The sequence below is a fragment of the Nonomuraea sp. NPDC050383 genome, from assembly GCF_044459125.1.
Taxonomy (GTDB): Bacteria; Actinomycetota; Actinomycetes; order Streptosporangiales; family Streptosporangiaceae; genus Nonomuraea.
In genome coordinates, this window is record NZ_JBITIP010000006.1 from 281,996 (window position 1) to 297,398 (window position 15,403).

At 74.4% G+C, this 15,403-nt stretch carries 15 protein-coding genes; 7 read left to right on the top strand and 8 right to left on the bottom strand.

Annotated elements, in window-relative coordinates:
- Positions 1-8: 8 nt before the first annotated feature.
- From ACIBG4_RS18030 to ACIBG4_RS18040, 3 genes are all read right to left on the bottom strand, one after another.
- Entirely contained in the window at positions 9-1,049 is a 1,041-nt protein-coding gene (locus ACIBG4_RS18030) for a hypothetical protein (RefSeq protein WP_397202699.1), read from the bottom strand.
- 115 nt (positions 1,050-1,164) lie between these two features.
- A complete protein-coding gene (locus ACIBG4_RS18035; protein ID WP_397202700.1) occupies positions 1,165-2,574 on the bottom strand; it encodes a glutamate--cysteine ligase in 1,410 nt (469 codons plus the stop codon).
- 35 nt (positions 2,575-2,609) lie between these two features.
- On the bottom strand, positions 2,610-3,314 hold the full coding sequence (locus ACIBG4_RS18040) for an SDR family oxidoreductase (RefSeq protein ID WP_397202701.1): 705 nt from the start codon (positions 3,312-3,314) through the stop codon (positions 2,610-2,612).
- Between the two features lie 101 nt (positions 3,315-3,415).
- On the opposite strand from ACIBG4_RS18040, the gene ACIBG4_RS18045 reads away from it, so the two are divergent.
- Both ACIBG4_RS18045 and ACIBG4_RS18050 read left to right on the top strand, forming a co-directional pair.
- Positions 3,416-4,258 carry a helix-turn-helix transcriptional regulator gene (locus tag ACIBG4_RS18045; RefSeq protein ID WP_397202702.1) on the top strand — a complete coding sequence of 281 codons (843 nt, stop codon included), beginning with the start codon at positions 3,416-3,418 and terminating at the stop codon, positions 4,256-4,258.
- 1 nt (position 4,259) lies between these two features.
- Entirely contained in the window at positions 4,260-5,291 is a 1,032-nt protein-coding gene (locus ACIBG4_RS18050) for a zinc-dependent alcohol dehydrogenase family protein (protein WP_397202703.1), read from the top strand.
- A 15-nt stretch (positions 5,292-5,306) separates the two neighbouring features.
- On the opposite strand, the gene ACIBG4_RS18055 is transcribed toward ACIBG4_RS18050, so the two are convergent.
- On the bottom strand, positions 5,307-5,810 hold the full coding sequence (locus ACIBG4_RS18055) for a carboxymuconolactone decarboxylase family protein (protein WP_310711126.1): 504 nt from the start codon (positions 5,808-5,810) through the stop codon (positions 5,307-5,309).
- Between the two features lie 227 nt (positions 5,811-6,037).
- On the opposite strand from ACIBG4_RS18055, the gene ACIBG4_RS18060 reads away from it, so the two are divergent.
- Positions 6,038-6,643: a DNA-binding response regulator gene (locus tag ACIBG4_RS18060; protein ID WP_397202704.1), complete on the top strand. Its 606-nt coding sequence runs from the start codon at positions 6,038-6,040 to the stop codon at positions 6,641-6,643.
- A gap of 20 nt (positions 6,644-6,663) precedes the next feature.
- On the opposite strand, the gene ACIBG4_RS18065 is transcribed toward ACIBG4_RS18060, so the two are convergent.
- Complete coding sequence (locus tag ACIBG4_RS18065) at positions 6,664-7,074, bottom strand: helix-turn-helix transcriptional regulator (protein WP_397202705.1); 411 nt, start codon at positions 7,072-7,074, stop codon at positions 6,664-6,666.
- Between the two features lie 237 nt (positions 7,075-7,311).
- Between ACIBG4_RS18065 and ACIBG4_RS18070 the strand changes: the two genes are divergently transcribed.
- The 4 genes from ACIBG4_RS18070 (at position 7,312) to ACIBG4_RS18085 (ending at position 9,750) form a co-directional block, all read left to right on the top strand.
- Entirely contained in the window at positions 7,312-7,704 is a 393-nt protein-coding gene (locus ACIBG4_RS18070; protein WP_397202706.1) for an STAS domain-containing protein, read from the top strand.
- Between the two features lie 52 nt (positions 7,705-7,756).
- On the top strand, positions 7,757-8,332 hold the full coding sequence (locus ACIBG4_RS18075) for a hypothetical protein (protein WP_397202707.1): 576 nt from the start codon (positions 7,757-7,759) through the stop codon (positions 8,330-8,332).
- Positions 8,333-8,419: 87 nt separating this feature from the next.
- Positions 8,420-9,085 carry an SDR family oxidoreductase gene (locus tag ACIBG4_RS18080; RefSeq protein ID WP_397202708.1) on the top strand — a complete coding sequence of 222 codons (666 nt, stop codon included), beginning with the start codon at positions 8,420-8,422 and terminating at the stop codon, positions 9,083-9,085.
- Positions 9,085-9,750 carry a TMEM175 family protein gene (locus ACIBG4_RS18085; RefSeq protein ID WP_397202709.1) on the top strand — a complete coding sequence of 222 codons (666 nt, stop codon included), beginning with the start codon at positions 9,085-9,087 and terminating at the stop codon, positions 9,748-9,750. The genes ACIBG4_RS18080 and ACIBG4_RS18085 overlap by 1 nt, the downstream gene beginning before the upstream one ends.
- Before the next feature lie 69 nt (positions 9,751-9,819).
- On the opposite strand, the gene ACIBG4_RS18090 is transcribed toward ACIBG4_RS18085, so the two are convergent.
- From ACIBG4_RS18090 to ACIBG4_RS18100, 3 genes are read right to left on the bottom strand one after another with little or no spacing between them, the layout of a single operon-like run.
- Entirely contained in the window at positions 9,820-11,805 is a 1,986-nt protein-coding gene (locus ACIBG4_RS18090) for a prolyl oligopeptidase family protein (protein ID WP_397202710.1), read from the bottom strand.
- Positions 11,802-13,520, bottom strand: coding sequence for an ATP-binding cassette domain-containing protein (locus ACIBG4_RS18095; protein ID WP_397202711.1), 1,719 nt, complete (start codon positions 13,518-13,520; stop codon positions 11,802-11,804). The genes ACIBG4_RS18090 and ACIBG4_RS18095 overlap by 4 nt, the downstream gene beginning before the upstream one ends.
- Complete coding sequence (locus ACIBG4_RS18100; RefSeq protein ID WP_397202713.1) at positions 13,517-15,391, bottom strand: ATP-binding cassette domain-containing protein; 1,875 nt, start codon at positions 15,389-15,391, stop codon at positions 13,517-13,519. Before ACIBG4_RS18100 ends, ACIBG4_RS18095 begins: the two co-directional genes overlap by 4 nt.
- Between the last annotated feature and the right edge of the window lie 12 nt (positions 15,392-15,403).

The following is a 15,403-nucleotide window of genomic DNA, read 5'->3' on the forward strand; positions in this document are numbered from 1 at the left end:
GGCACCTGTCAGAGGGGGACGCCGAAGATCACCCGCTTGTTCCTGAACTCGGTGATGCTCCACAGCCGCCCGTCCCGCACGGTGAGGTCCTCCGGGCCGATCGGGAAGGGCCGGACCGTCAGCTTGCCGTCGCGGTACACGAGCAGCTTGCCGTTGGTGCGCCCGTCGGCCGCCTGGCTCAGGTACCAGGCCCCGCCGCAGGACACCGCCCCCTGGATCTTGGCGTGGCCCATGACGAAGGCGTCGCGCGGCGTGCCGTCGGCCAGATCCGGGTCGAGGCTCCAGCGGACCACCCGCCCGCCGGGCCCGTCCTCGTCGTACTCGCCGCTGATCAGCGTGTGCGGGGTGGTGCTGCGGTCCACCGACACGAACGAGAAGAGCGGCCCGGACTGGGCGACGCGCCAGAAGTCGGTCTGCGGGATCACGTAGCGGTAGCCGAACGCGTGGAACCTCCCGTCGCGCCGGCCCACCTTCGTGGGGTCGCCGAGGTCGCTCTGCGCCGTGCGCAGGTCCAGCACGTTGCGCGTGTCGAAGACGCGCAGGCCCCGGACGGTGTCGGCCACGTACATCAGGCCGCCGTGCCAGGCCACCCCGCCCGCGTGGATGTCGATCGGGACGTACGAGCCGTCGGTCCGGGGCTCGACCAGCAGCGCGTGCTGGTACTTGAGCGTCTGCGGGCTGAGGAAGGTGAGCCGGATCCCGCGCTCGGGGACCGGCGGCTCCGGCTTGAAGTACCAGCTCGCGACCAGCACGGACGCGCCGGCCGAGCCGGAGTCCTCGCCGCAGGTCAGGCCCTGCGGGTACCAGTCGGGCGTGTCCTGGTCCTTGGCGTCGAAGGCGTACCAGTCGGCCGGCCTGGGCTGCATCGTGCCCATGGCGGCCGCCGCTCCCCTGCGGGTCGCCGTGCGGTTGGCCCGGGCGAGCACGGTCGCCACCGTGACCGCGCCGATCTCCCCCGCCAGCTTCCCGGCCGCCTCCGCCAGCGTGCCGGTCACCCGTCGTAACGTGTACGGCGCCGCGTCCGCCGGAACCATCCCCGTGCCCGCCATGTCGCCCTCTCCCCATTCCGTCCGTGTGATCAGTCTGACGGGTGGAGAGCTCTGATTGTTGCGCTTATCGCCACAGAAGCCTTATCGCCACAGATGCCTTGTCGCCGCAGAAGCCTCATCGCCACAGATGCACGGGAAGCCCCGACAGTGCATTCCGGCGGTACTCCTGGACGAGCCGTTCCCGGTCGCCGCCGAGCCGGGCCAGCGCCTCCCGCTGCCAGGCCGAGCCGGTACGGCGCAGCCGGGTCCGCTGCTCGATGACGCCGAGCGCCCCGTCCACGTCGTCCGGCACCACCCCGGCGGCCAGCAGCGCCGCGCGAGCCTCGGGCAGCAGGCTCAGCACCAGGTCGGCCGCGTCCAGCTCGCCGTCCCTGCCCGGCCACGACAGCTTCGCGTCCAGGCCGCGCATGGCCGCGCGGTAGAAGTTCTGGTACGTCTCGGCGAAGCGGTAGCCGGTCAGGTCGCGCTCGGCCTGCGCCAGCGTGAGCCCGATCAGGAACGCCGCGTTGGCCGTCATGTCCGCGCACGACGGGCCGGCGGGCAGTGCGCGCATCTCGACCCGCAGGTGGCCGCCGCCGGCCGGGTCGTAGACGGGGCGGTTCCACTGCCAGACCGTGCCCTGGTGCAGCCGCAGCTCGGGCACGTCCAGCGGGTCGTCGGAGTCGCGCAGCTCGGGCATGATCGGCGCGTAGTCGCGGACGTACCTCTCGAACAGCTCGTACGCGCCCTCATGCACCCAGTCCGACCCGAACGTGACGCGGCCGTCCCTGCGCTCGCGGCGCTCGATGTCGCGGTCGTCGACCGCCTCCTCCATGAGCGGGATGCGCGTCTCCTCCCACAGCTGCCTGCCCAGGAACGACGGCGAGTTGCCGCACGCCGCCAGGACCGGCCCGATCGCGAGCTGGGCGGCGTTGAACACCCGGGCGAACCGCTCGGGCGGGGTGCGGACGTGCACCTGCCAGGAGGTGTTGGCCGCCTCCAGGAGCACGTCGGCGACCGCCAGCTCCAGATCGTCGATCTTCACGATGAACGGTTCGAGCCGCAGCCGGCGAAAGCCGCTGCTCATGGCGCGGTACCGCTTCTGGTCGCTCATCGCCTCCCGGGTGAAGTCCTCCGTGCCGAGCGTGGGCAGGATGCCGATGGGCACCGCCCCCGCACCGGGCGCCGTGGCGCCCACCGCCGCGTCCACCTTGCCCAGCGCCTCCTGGACCTCCCCGCCGAGCCGCTCGAACGGCCGGCCCTCCAGCGGCACCGGCGAGAGGTTGACCTCCAGGTTGTACCGGCCGAGCTCCATCACCACGCGCGGGTCGCCGAGCGTGCGCAGCGTCTCCTCGTTGCGCGGCAGCGGCCGGCCCGCCTCGTCGACCAGGACCAGCTCCAGCTCCGCGCCGATGGTCGTGGGCCCCTGGCCGAATCCCGGCGTGTCCAGCAGCCCGCGCAACGTGCCCAGCTGCTCCTGGAGCCGCTCACCGAAGCGGACGTACTCCTCCTCGGTGAAGCGCTCCTTGTCCAGATCCTGTCCCATGCCCCCCTTACTGTCCGGGCAGGGCACGCCCACACCTACCAGGGGATAGGGCCGTTCTCGTCCTGATACGCACCGGTCGGGCCGTCGGCGCCGGCCAGGGCGAGGCGCACCGCGATCACCGCGCCCTGCTCGGGCGTGCGGTAGCCGCTGTGGCCGTTGAGGTCGGTCGCGCAGTAGCCGGGGGTGACGGCGTTGACCTTGATCGGGGTGTCGCGCAGCTCCTTGGAGTACGCGACGGTCACCATGTTGAGCGCGGTCTTGGAGGAGTTGTAGGCCAGCAGGTTGGTCTCCCAGAACGGGGTGCCGGGGTCGAGCGCCATGCTGAGCGAGCCCAGCTCGCTCGACATGTTCACGATCCGGCCCGCCTGCGACCTGCGCAGCAGCGGCAGCATCGCGTTGGTCACCGTGACCACGCCGAAGACGTTGGTCTCGTACACCTCGCGCAGCTCCGCCGCCGGTGTGCGGCTGGGCTCGGCCGCCCCGCCGGCGATCGCGGCGTTGTTCACGAGGACGTCCAGCCGACCGTACTCCGTCTCGATCCACTTGGCGGCGGCCTGGACGCTCTCCTCGTCCGTCACGTCGAGCCGCACGTACGGCTGGCCGAGCCGCTCGGCGGCGGCCCGCCCGCGCTCCTCGTCGCGCGCTCCGATGACGGCGGTGACGCCGTGCTCGGCGAGCTGCCGCGCGATCTCGAAACCGATTCCCTTGTTGGCACCCGTGATGAGGGCTGTCGTCGTCATGCCTCCACGGTCGCGGGCCGCGGGACGAGGCGGGAGAGACCTCCCGAGGCTGGGATCGGCGGTACCACCCACGCGAACCGCACATCGAGGATGATGGGGGGATGAACCGCGACCTGCTCGCTGACTTCCTCCGCTCCCGCCGCGCCCGCCTCACCCCGCGCGAGGCCGGCCTGCCCTCCGGCGAGCGGCGGCGCACGCCGGGCCTGCGGCGGCAGGAGGTCGCGCAGCTCGCCGGCATGTCGATCGACTACTACATCCGGCTGGAGCAGGCCCGCGGCCCGCACCCGTCGCGCCAGGTGCTGAACGCGCTGTCCCGGGCGCTGATGCTGAGCCAGGACGAGCGGGCGCACCTGTTCCACCTGGCAGGGCAGGCACTGGAGCAGCCGGGCGGCACGGGCCGGCGCAGGGGCGACGTGCCGGAGGGCATCCTGCACCTCGTCGCGTCCCTGGAGGAGGTGCCGGCGTACGTGCTCGACGCCAAGTACGACGTCCTCGCCTGGAACCCGCTGGCCGGCGTCGTCCTGCAGAACCTCGACGAGCAGTCGCCGCAGGAGCAGAACGCCATCCGGTGGGTGTTCAGCTCCCCCGACATCGCCGAGCGCCTCGGCAACGAGGAGACGAGCCGCTTCGCCCGAGCCGCGGTCGCCGACCTGCGCGCCGCCGCGGGCCGCTATCCCGGCGATCCGGGCATCCAGGCGCTGGTCGCCGAGATGCTCGCGCTCAGCCCGGAGTTCGCCGAGATGTGGGACCGGCACGAGGTCGAGGTCCGCAGGGACCAGCGCAAGGTCATCCACCATCCGGTCGTGGGCGACATCCACATGACCTGCCAGGTGCTGCCCGTGCCCGACCGCGACGACCTGCGCCTGGTCATCTACACCACCGAGCCCGGCTCCCCCTCCCACCGGGCCATGCGCGAGCTCCGGCGCGTCGTCCTAAGCTCATGAGATGCGAGCCGTTGCGTTTGACCTGTTCGGCGGAGACCTCGACCTCCGCGACCTGCCCGACCCCACCCCCGCGCCGCACGGGGCGGTGATCCGGGTACGGGCCACCGGCCTGTGCCGCAGCGACTGGCACGGCTGGCAGGGGCACGACCCCGACATCCGCGCGCTGCCGCACGTGCCCGGCCACGAGCTGGCGGGCGTGGTCGAGGCGGTCGGCTCCGACGTGCGCGGGTGGCTGCCGGGGGCGCGGGTCACCGTCCCGTTCGTGTGCGCCTGCGGCACCTGCGCCGCCTGCGCGGCCGGCGAGCAGCAGGTGTGCGAGCGGCAGACGCAGCCGGGCTTCACCCACTGGGGGTCGTTCGCCGAGTACGTCGCCATCGACCACGCCGACGTCAACCTCATCGCGCTGCCCGAGGAGATGGCCTACCCGACGGCCGCCGGGCTCGGCTGCCGCTTCGCCACCGCGTTCCGGGCCGTCGCGCAGGTGGGCGAGGTGCGGCCGGGCGAGTGGGTGGCCGTCCACGGCTGCGGCGGCGTGGGACTGTCCGCGGTCATGATCGCCTCGGCGGCAGGGGCGCGGGTGGTGGCCGTCGACATCAGCTCCGACGCCCTGCACCTGGCCGAGCGGGCGGGCGCGACCCACTTCGTCGACGGGTCGGCCGGCGACGCGGGCGCCCAGGTGCGGGAGCTGACGCGAGGCGGCGCGCACGTGTCGATCGACGCGCTGGGCAGCCCGCGCACCTGCGCCGCCTCGATCGAGAGCCTGCGCCGCCGCGGCCGGCACGTGCAGGTGGGCCTGCTGCCGGACGAGACGACGCCGGTGCCGATGAGCCGGGTCGTCGGACAGGAGCTGCGACTGCTGGGCAGCCACGGCATGGCGGCGCACGCCTACCCGCCCATGCTGGAGATGATCAGGGCCGGGCTCCTGCACCCGGATCAGCTCGTCACCCGCACCATCGGGCTCGCCGACGCGGGCAAGGCGCTGGCCTCGATCGGGTCGGTGCCGGGCGTGACGATGATCGTCCCGGGGAGCTGACGACCGGCCGGGAGGTCAGCCGTCCTCCAGGGGAACCCGCAGCGTCCTGAGCACGACGGCCAGCATGCCGTAGTGGGTGACGAGCATCACCAGCTCGATCCGCCGGGCCTCGTCGTAACGCTCGCACAGGGCGGCCCACGTGGCGTCACTGAGGTCGCCGTCCGCGTGGAGCTCGTCCGCCGCCCGCAGCACCAGCAGGTCCGTGGGCGCCCAGTCCGCGGGCTCGGCCGGGCCGTCCCGCCGTACGGCGTCGATCTCCTCGGCCGTCAGACCGGCTTCGCGGCCGATGCGCGCGTGGTGGGCCCACTCGTAGGCGCTGCCGTGGTGGTGGGCGGTGCGCAAGATGGCCAGCTCGCGGTCGCGGGCGGGCAGCGTGCCGTACAGCAGGGCGCTGCCGAACCGGAGCCATGCCCGGTAGAGCTCGGGGTGGCGGCCGAGCGTGGTGAAGACGTTCTGGGGGTGGTCCCGCTGGAAGTCGTCCCACTGCTCGGGCGGGAGGGGGTGCACGCGAGGTTCCATGACCGCCAGCATCGCTCACGGACGCCCCGGGGAGGAGCCCCTCTCGGCGGGGGCCCTCTCCCCGCCCACCTCGGAAGCCAGATTCCCGTAATTTGCGGCCCTCTAGCATGCTTCCGCCGTAACTGGGCAGAGACTCCCGGTGACGGCGCTCTGGCCCCTCCCCCCGGGAGCAGTCACGGCTGCCTTCAGAACCGGAAAGGTCTTGCTGGCCGACCGCGAGGACAACAGTGATCCGAACGTTGCTGGCTGAGGACATGCATCTGGTACGTGGCGCGATCGTGGCCTTGCTGGCCTACGAGGAGGACATCGAGATCGTCGCCGAGGTGGACCGGGGAGACCGGATCGTCAAAGCCGCCCGTGCCTCCGAGGCCGACGTGGCCGTCATCGACGTCTCGCTGCCCGGCAAGGACGGCCTGGAGGCGGCCGGGGAGCTGCACGAGGAGCTGCCGCACTGCGGCGTCCTCATCCTCACCGGCGTCGGCACGCCCGGCCTGCTGCGGCGGGCGCTGGACGTGCACGTGCGCGGTTTCATGGCCAAGGACGCGCCGCCCCACCAGCTCGCCGACGCCATCCGCCGGGTCGCCGCCGGCGAGCGGGTCATCGACTCGGAGATCGCCATCGCCGCCATGTCCCCTCCCGACGCGCCGCTGACGCCCCGGGAGCTCGACGTCATCGGCGCGGCGGCCGAGGGTGCGCCGGTGTCGGAGATCGCCGCGTCGCTGTTCCTCTCGGAGGGAACGGTCCGCAACTACCTGCACCGCACCACCGCCAAGCTGGGCGCCCGCAGCCGCATCGACGCCATCCGCATCGCCCGCGAGTCCGGCTGGATCTGACCGCCGGCCGGACGGCGGCCTCAGGCCATGGACAGCGTGCCGTGGTCGGCGGCGGGAGCATCCGGCGCGCCGGCGGCCGTCCGCGGCTCCCCGAACGCCGGCGGCGGCTGCTCAAGGCCGGCCTCGGCGCGCGGCAGGTCGTGCCGGGTGAACATGTCGATCAGCAGGCCGATGGGCAGGTCGGCCTCGGTCGGATACCGGAAGTGCCGCTGGGGGTCGATCGCGTAGTGGTTGCGGCGGCCTATCCTGTCGCGGGTCACATAGCCGGCCTGGTGCAGGTCGGAGACGATCCCCTGGACGGCGCGTTCGGTGATGCCGATGCTGGCGGCGATGTCGCGCAGTCGTACCCGCGGATCGCGGGCGATCTCCAGCAGGACCCGGGCGTGATGGGTCAGGAAGGTCCACGACGAACGCTCATCGGAACTGCTCACGAGGCACTTCGCATCTCTCGGGCCCGGCTCCGGGCCCGGTGTTCGCGGGTTTGACACAGAAGCACCGCCCCATGATAGACGAATCATCTTTCGGGTAAGTAGATTCTCCTATAGCGTCTTATATCCACTATGTACGGCAATGCCGCGTCAAGGGGGTCACATGCTCACCATCCGTCATCGGTACCAGAGCCCCGGCCGGCATCGTGCGCGACAGCGGCGCACCGTCCATCACCGCGCGTGACGACGCCCATCATGCAGGCGCGCGCCGTGACCGGCCACGAATCCACCTCCGTCGGCACGGCCTCCCCCGCCGCCGGCGTCGATGCCGTGCTGTACCTCGACGGTCAGCTCCGCGTCGTCCGCAGCTCCCACCCGGGCCCCGCCGTCGTCCGCCTGATCGGTGAACTCGACGCGGTCAACACCTCTGTCGTGATCGAAACGCTGCGGCGCGCCCGCCGCGCCGGCCGCGACGCCGACGTGCTGCTCATCGACGTCGAGAAACTCGGCTTCGCCGACGTCGGCGGGACACGCCTGCTGACCGGCCTGTGCCGCGACGGCCGCGCCCGCCTGGTCAACACGCCGGACCACATGCGCCGCCTCCTTGACCTGTTACGCCTGCCCGGCACCTGAAGCCGCCCCGCGATCTCGCAACATATCCGGGCCACGGCGCGTCCAATCGCTCATGAACGCACGTACCGAGCACACGAGCAGCCCGAGGCCCCGCCGATTCCGCGTCTGGATGGGCACCGCCGCCCTCGCCGCCTCACTGGTGACGATCCTGGACGCGGGCGCCGCCCAGGCGGCCACCGGGCGGAACGGCGGCCAGGCCGCCGACGGGGTGGACTGGGCTGCCGTGGTGGAGCCGGCGCTGCACTGCCTCCAGCCGGAGCCGAACGCCACCTGGTACGTCATACGCGCCCGCGTCGCGGCCGTCGGCGACCTCACGCGCGACGGGAAGCGCGAGACCGTCGTCGTGTCGTCGTGCCCGAGCCCGACGTCGAGCAACCCCCTGTTCGCCTTCGTCTACGACGGGGCCTCCAAGCGCCCGGCGGCCCCCCACCTCCTCGCGAGGCTCGGCGCGAACCGCTCCTTCAAGTCCCTGAAGGTCACGATCCGCGACGGGCGGGTGCAGCTGCGCGGCAAGGTGGTCAGCGGCCGGGCCCCCAACTGCTGCCCCGATCTGATCGTCAGCCAGACCTACACGTGGAACGGCGCCAAGTTCCGCAGGACGGCCGAGAAGGCGACCCCCATCGGCTGAGCGCCCGGTCACTGATCAGCTTCCGTATGACCAGCCATAGACGAATTTATTGGTCGCTGATGGGCCGCACCCGTACTGTGTGACCCCGTGAAGACAACGTTGATCACAGGCGGAGCCAGTGGCATCGGGCTCGCGCTGGCGAAGCGGCTGGTCGCCGACGGGCAGGCGGTCGCCGTCACCGGCCGGGACGAGACGAAGCTCGCCCAGGTGCCCGGCGTGTTACGCCTGCCCGGCGACGCCACCGACTACGACGCCGTACAGGACGCCGTGGCGGCGACCGTCAAGGAGTACGGCAGACTCGACCACGTCGTCGCCAACGCCGGATTCTCCACCCACGGCCCGCTCACCGAGACCGAACCGGACCGGCTGCGCGACATGGTCCTCACCAACGTGCTCGGCCCCGCCCTGCTGGTGAAGGCCGCGTTGCCCGCGCTGCGCGAGACCCGTGGCCGGATCGTGCTGGTCGGCAGCGTGGCCGGGTTCATCCACTCGCCGGGCAACATGTACTCGGTGACGAAGTGGGCGGTGACCGCGCTCGCCGAGAACACCCGCATGCTCGTGACCGGCGACGGCGTCGGCGTGACGCTGATCGCGCCCGGCCGCGTGGACACCGCGTTCTGGCCGGACGGCCGCCCCGCCGGGCCGCTGCTCAGCGCGCAGAACATCGCCGACGCCATCGCCTGGGCGCTGGCCCAGCCCGCGGGCGTGGACGTGAACACGGTCGTCGTACGCCCGACCGGCCAGCCCACCTGATGCCCGCTCTCTACTCCCGCTTCTCCGGCAGCAACATCGGCAGGCTCGCCGCACTGAGCGACGGCGTGTTCGCCATCGCCATGACCCTGCTGGTCCTGGAGCTGCACGCGCCGGTGCTGGAGGCCGTGCACCACCAGCGCCCCCTCTGGGAGAGCGGCGCCCTCGACTCCGAGCAGGGGCTGTGGCACGCGCTGGTGCTGCTCGCGCCGAAGCTGCTCACCTACTTCATGAGCTTCCTGACGCTCGGCATCTTCTGGGTGGGGCAGCAGACGCAGCTCAACCAGTTCGAGCGGGCCAACCGCCATCTGACGTGGATCCACCTGGCGTTCCTGGCCTCGGTCTCGCTCATGCCGTTCTCCACGGCGGTGCTCGGCGAGTACATCGGCTTCCGGCTCGCCGTGGCCGTCTACTGGGTGAACCTGCTGCTGCTCGGTGCGATGCTGCTGGCCAGCGTCACGTACGGGCACCGGGCCGGCCTGCTGAAGGCGGACGTCGACCACGACATGCGGCTGGCGCACCGGCGCCGGATCGTCATCTACCAGGGGCTGTACGCGGTGGCCGCGGTGCTCTCGGTGATCAATACGTACGTGAGCATCGTGCTGATCGTCCTGTTCCAGGTGAACTCGGCGATCGCGCCCAGGATCTGGCGGCTCAACCGCTTCTAGCGCGTCCAGCTCGACGCAGCCGCGAGCGGCTCTCGCCTCCCGGCGGTCCGATCCCCGGGCGGCCGGGGATCAGGGTCCCGTCAGGCCGGTGTGGGCGGCGGCGAAGGCGAGGACGTCCGCGGCCAGGGTGATGGAGCGGCTCACCGCGCGGGCGCCGTGGCCGACGTCCGGCTCGTGGCGCAGCAGCACCGGCCCCTCCGCCGAGGTCGCCCTCTGCAGCGCGGCGCACATCTTGCGGGCGTGCATCGGGTCCACCCGCGAGTCGCCGCCCGAGACGGTGAACAGCGTCGCGGGGTACGCCGTCCCTTCGCGTACGTGGTGGTAGGGCGAGTAGCCGAGCAGCCAGGCGAGCTGCTCCGGGTCGGCGGCCGAGCCGTACTCCGGCGCCCAGGAGGGCCCGAGGCCGGAGCGTTCGTAGCGGACCATGTCGAGCAGGCCCGCCGAGCACACCACGGCGGCGAACAGATCGGGGCGGCGCGTCAGGACCGCGCCGACGAGCAGGCCGCCGTTCGACTCGCCCCAGGCCGCCAGGCGGCCCGGCTCCGTCCAGCCGTCGGCGACGAGCTTGCCGGCGGCGGCCTCGAAGTCGGCGAAGACGTTCGGTTTGCGGTCGAGCATCCCGTCGCGGTGCCAGGACTCCCCCTCCTCGCCGCCGCCGCGCAGGTGCGCGACGGCGAGGACCCCGCCCGCCTCCACCCAGGCGCGCGAGTCGGCGGCGTACGCCGGCGTCAGCGGCACGCCGAACCCCCCGTACCCCGTCAGGATCGCCGGCCGTGGCCCGGCACGTCCGGGCAGGGCGGAGACGACCATGCGCACGCGCGTGCCGTCGGCGGATGCGTACTCGACGTGGTGGCTCTCCACCTCCGTGAACGGCACGTGCCCCGGCGCGGTCGCCCAGCGGGTCACCACGCCGTCGCGGGCGTCGTAACGCCAGACCTCGCCGGGCGTGACGGCGTCGGTGTAGCCGAACCACGCCTCGTGCCCGCCGTCCGGCCGGGACGTCAACGCCGTGACCGTGCCGCTGCCGGGCAGGGGCACCTCCGCCAGCCACTCCCCCGTGGCGGCGTCGTGGACGCCGATCTCGCCGACGGCGTGGCGGGTGCGCGCGACGAGCAGCCGGCCGCCGTCCAGGACGGTGAACGCGCCGAGGACCGCCCCGCCGTCCTCCGGGACGAGCTCCTTCCAGGCGGACGGCTCCTCCGTGCCGGCGACGCACAGCCTGCGGCGCGGGGCGTCCTGGTCGGTGAGGACGTACAGGCGGCCGTCGGGGCCGACGGCCGCCTCCGTACGGGCGTCCCGTTCGCGGCCTTCCTCGTGGACGGCGCGCGGGCCGAGCCGCGCCGGGTCGCCGGCGGACAGGTCGGCCAGCCAGGCGCCGTTGCCGGCCCGGGTGCCCGCGGTGATCGTCAGCCACCGGCCGTCGCCGCTGGCCTGCAGGCCGTACGCGACGGGGCCGCGGCTGAACACCTCCACGTCGGCCGGGTCGCCGAGGCGGTGCAGGTAGACGCCCTGCCGGAAGCGGACGTAGTAGAAGCCGGCGCCGCCGGGGAGCCAGGCGACGGGCGAGTAGCGGCAGCCGCCGATCGGCCCGTCCACCGGCTCGCCGGTGGCCAGGTCGAGGACGTACAGCTCCGCGCGCTCGTCGCCGCGCCGCGAGAGCTGGTACGCCACCAGGCGGCCGTCGTGGTCCGGCTGCCAGCCGTCGAGCGTGGTGAGCCCGGACGGGTCCAGGCGGGCGGGGTCGAGCACCGGCCTGTCGTCGAGGTGCAGCACCGGGTGCTCCTGGCCGGCGGACTGCGACAGGTGGAAGCGGCGCTCGCCGCGCCACAGCGGCGGCGTCACCATGCCGACGGCGCTCAGCTCCACCAGGCGCGCCTCGAACCGGTCGCGCAGCGGCAGCGTGGCGGCGTGCTCGCGCCACAGCCGGTCCTGGGCCTGCTGCCACGCGCGGGTCTCGGGGGCGGCGGGGTCCTCCAGCCAGCGGTACGGGTCGGGGACGGGGTGGCCGTGGAGGTGGTCGACGAGGGACAGACGCCGTGCTTGCGGGTATTTCATGACACGGGCTCCGGTTGCCAGTGGCCGACCAGGTCGGCGTACAGGGGGGCGGTGCGGACGAGCTCGTCGTGGGAGCCGGAGCGCACGTCCGGCCCGTCCATGAGCAGGACGCGGCGGGCGCGCCGCGCGGAGGTGATGCGGTGCGCGACGACGACGAGCGTGCCGCCGCGCCGGGCGAACGCCCGCTCCACCCGCGCCTCGGCGGCGGGGTCCAGGTGCGCCGTGGCCTCGTCCAGGACGACGAGGCGGGCGGGCGACAGGTAGGCGCGTACCAGGGCGACGAGCTGGCGCCCGCCGGCGGACAGGGCGGCGGGGTCGAGCGGGGCGTCGTACCCGCCGGCCGCCCGGACGAGGTCCTCCGCCCCGAGCGCCGCCACGGCCTCGTCCAGCCCGTCCGCTGCGGCGCCGGGACGGAGGTACGTGAGGTTCTCGCGCAGGGTGCCGCGGAAGACGTACGCCTCCTGGGGGATCAGGACCCGGGCGGACGGGTCCAGGGACACGGCCGGCACCCCGCCGACCAGCGCCTCCCCCTCGTCCGGCCGCAGCAGGCCGCTGATCAGGGCCGCCAGCGTGGACTTGCCCGCCCCACTGGGCCCGACGACCGCCAGGTGCTCCCCCTCCGGCACGCGCAGGTCGAGGCCGGCCACGACGGGCGCCGAGTGCGGGCCGTACGCGAAGGTGACGCCGCGCAGCCGGACCTCGGCACTCGCGGGCCGCAGGAGCGGGGCGGCGGGCCGCTCGGCCGGGGCGGCGCCGGCGATGCGCTCCAGCGTCGCCGCCAGCCGCACGCCGCTCACGCCGAGGCCCTGCACGAGCCCGCCGAGGGCGGGCGCGAGCGACTGGGTCACGTACGCCAGCGCCCCCACGACGACGCCCGCGCCGGCCCCGTCGCGCAGCAGCCACGGCGTGCCGGCGAGGACCAGCAGGACGGGCAGCCAGCCGCCGACCGCCAGCGCGGCCGTGCGGACGGCGGTGACGCGGGCCAGGGCGCGGGCGGCGCCGGCCTGCTCCGCGACGCGCACCGCCAGCCGGTCGCCCTCCCGCTCCTCCGCTCCGCAGGCGGTGATGTCGCGCAGCCCGCCCATCGTCGCCGTCATCGCCTCGGCCAGCCGCTCGTCGGCGACCAGGAACGCCCGCTGCCTGCGGGCCAGCGCCGGCAACGACACCAGGAACAGCCCCAGCCCCGCCCCGAACGGCGGCAGCACCAGCGCCGCCGCGCCCGGCGCCAGCGTGAGCAACCCGAGCACGACGCTGAGCACGGTGAACGCGAACCCCCGCACGGTCGTCACCACCGCGGCGAACGCGTCCCTGGCCAGCTCCACCTGGAGTCCGGCCCGGGTGACCGCGGCGCTGTCCCGCCGCGCCCCCGCGGTGGCGGCGGCCCGCCGTACCGCGCCGTGGACGACGCGGGCCAGCAGGTCGTCGCGGAACGGCTCGGCGACGGCGGCGACGGCAAGCACGATCTGGCGCGCGGCCACGGCGGCGACCAGCCACGCCACCCCGAGCGCGGCGAGCCACAGGAAACCGGTGCCGGGGCGGCCCGCCGCGAAGCCGTCCTCGATGGCGCGGGCGATGGCGTGCCCGATGAGGAACGCGGGCGCGGCCTCCAGCACCGACCAGCCGCCGATGCGCGCCAGCTGGTACGGCTCCCGCCGCAGCGCCCGCCGGAGCAGCCACCCCGCCGTCCCCTCGCGGCCGGCCGTGCGCGGTGTCATGGGGCGGCCTCCTGGAAGACGGCGCGGTAGGCGGGGTCCTGCCAGAGACCGGCGTGGGTTCCCACGGCGCGCACGGCGCCGCCCTCCAGCCAGACGACCTGGTCGGCGCCGGCGGCGGTGGCGAGCCGGTGGGCGGCGACGAGCCGGGTACGGCCGGCGGGGTCGCCGGTGAGGGCCCGGCCGACCTGCCGCTCGGTGACGGTGTCGAGGCTGCTGGTGGCGTCGTCCAGGACGAGCACGCGCCCGGCCTGGGCGAAGGCGCGGGCCAGGCCGATCCGCTGCCGCTCGCCGCCGGACAGGGGCGCCTCGGGGAGCGGGGTGGCGTACCCCTGGGGCAGCCGCCTGACGAAGCCGTCGGCCCTGGCCGCCACGGCCGCCGCGACGACGGCGCCCGACGCGGGGCGTTCCGGGGAGGCGGCGGGGAGGCCGAGGGCGATCGCGTCCCCCATCGTGTCGCCGACCAGGACGGGGCGGTCGAAGGCGCAGCCGATCGCGCGCCGCAGCTCGTCGCGGGTCAGCTCGGGCAGCGGCACGCCGTCCAGCAGGATCGTCCCGCGTTCCGGGTCGGTCAGGCGGGCCGCGAGGGCGGCGAGGAGCGACTTGCCCGATCCCGAGCGGCCCACGACGGCCGTCACGGAGCCGCCGGGCACGACGAGGTCGCCCACGGTCAGCCCGTCCGCGGCCACGCCACGGAACTCCAGCGTGCCCTCCGGGGCGCCGACGCCGTCGGCGGGAAGCGGGCGAGCTCGGGTGCGGGGTCCGAGGCCGTCGGCGGGAAGCAGGCGAGCGCCGGTGCGGGGCCCGAGGCCGTCGGCGGGAAGCAGGCGAGCGCCGGTGCGGGGTCCATGGCCGGTGGCGGGCAGCGCGCGGGTGCCGTGGGCGGGGCGGGGGACGGTGAGCAGGGCGGCCAGGCGGGCGCCCGCCGATCGAGCCCTGGCCAGGGCGCCGATCAGCCCCAGCCCCGTGCTCAGCGCCGAGCCCAGCACCGCGTACCTCGCCGCCGCGTACAGCTCGCCCACGGTCAGCTCTCCCGATGCGAGCAGCAGGCCGCCCGCCGCCAGCACCGCCACCTCCGCCAGCGGCACGACGAGTCCGGCGCGCACCCCGGCCGAGGCGTTGGCGCGCCACAGGGCCAGGCCGTGCCGGCGCAGCGCCTCCAGCGGGGCGAGGACACGGGCGGCCTCACGGTCGGCGGTGCCGGCCGCCGCGATGGTGCGGGCGCCGTCCAGCGCGCCGACGAGCCGGGCGGCGATCTCGCCCTGCGCCTCCTGGTAGCCGCCCGCGAGAGCCGTGGTCGTACGGAGGAACGCGCGTAACACCAGCAGGACGAGGACGATCCCGGCGGCCAGGGCGGCGGTCAGGACGGGATGGATGAGCGTGAGCGCCACGAGGGCGCCCGCCGTCGGCACGAGCAGCGCGAGCGCGCCGGTGATCGTCTCGGGGGCGCGGCCCGCCTCCTCGGCGTTGAGTCCGGCGCGGGTGACCAGCTCCCCCTCCGGGAAGCGGCGGGTCGCGACGGGCCCGGCGCCCAGCACGTGGCGCAGGATCTGGAGGCGGAGCCCGGCCGCGGCGCGGGCGCCGCTCGCACCGCGCGCCCACACGCCGATGCTCTCGCAGAGCATGACGCAGGCGACGAGCGCGGCGCAGGCGGCGAGCGCGGCGCAGGCGGCGAGCCAGCCGCCGGCGCCCGAGGTGAACGGCTGCCGGCCGCCGCCGGTGAGGGAGGCGGTGAAGGCGTCGACGGTCCTGCCCGCCGCGTACGGCAGGGCCAGCTCCCCGGCCGCTCCGGCGACGGCCGTGACGGCCAGCACCACGGGCCAGGGCCCGCCGCGCCGTACCGCGTCCATCACCAGCCGGTCTCCGGCCCGCACCCCTACCTCCGC

Coding starts and splice junctions, on each gene's coding strand:
- ACIBG4_RS18050 (WP_397202703.1), top strand. CDS start 4,260: ATGCGAGCCGTTGCGTTTGACCTGTTCGGCGGAGACCTCGACCTCCGC.
- ACIBG4_RS18095 (WP_397202711.1), bottom strand. CDS start 13,520: ATGACACCGCGCACGGCCGGCCGCGAGGGGACGGCGGGGTGGCTGCTC.
- ACIBG4_RS18035 (WP_397202700.1), bottom strand. CDS start 2,574: ATGGGACAGGATCTGGACAAGGAGCGCTTCACCGAGGAGGAGTACGTC.
- ACIBG4_RS18085 (WP_397202709.1), top strand. CDS start 9,085: ATGCCCGCTCTCTACTCCCGCTTCTCCGGCAGCAACATCGGCAGGCTC.
- ACIBG4_RS18075 (WP_397202707.1), top strand. CDS start 7,757: ATGAACGCACGTACCGAGCACACGAGCAGCCCGAGGCCCCGCCGATTC.
- ACIBG4_RS18040 (WP_397202701.1), bottom strand. CDS start 3,314: ATGACGACGACAGCCCTCATCACGGGTGCCAACAAGGGAATCGGTTTC.
- ACIBG4_RS18030 (WP_397202699.1), bottom strand. CDS start 1,049: ATGGCGGGCACGGGGATGGTTCCGGCGGACGCGGCGCCGTACACGTTA.
- ACIBG4_RS18055 (WP_310711126.1), bottom strand. CDS start 5,810: ATGGAACCTCGCGTGCACCCCCTCCCGCCCGAGCAGTGGGACGACTTC.
- ACIBG4_RS18090 (WP_397202710.1), bottom strand. CDS start 11,805: ATGAAATACCCGCAAGCACGGCGTCTGTCCCTCGTCGACCACCTCCAC.
- ACIBG4_RS18045 (WP_397202702.1), top strand. CDS start 3,416: ATGAACCGCGACCTGCTCGCTGACTTCCTCCGCTCCCGCCGCGCCCGC.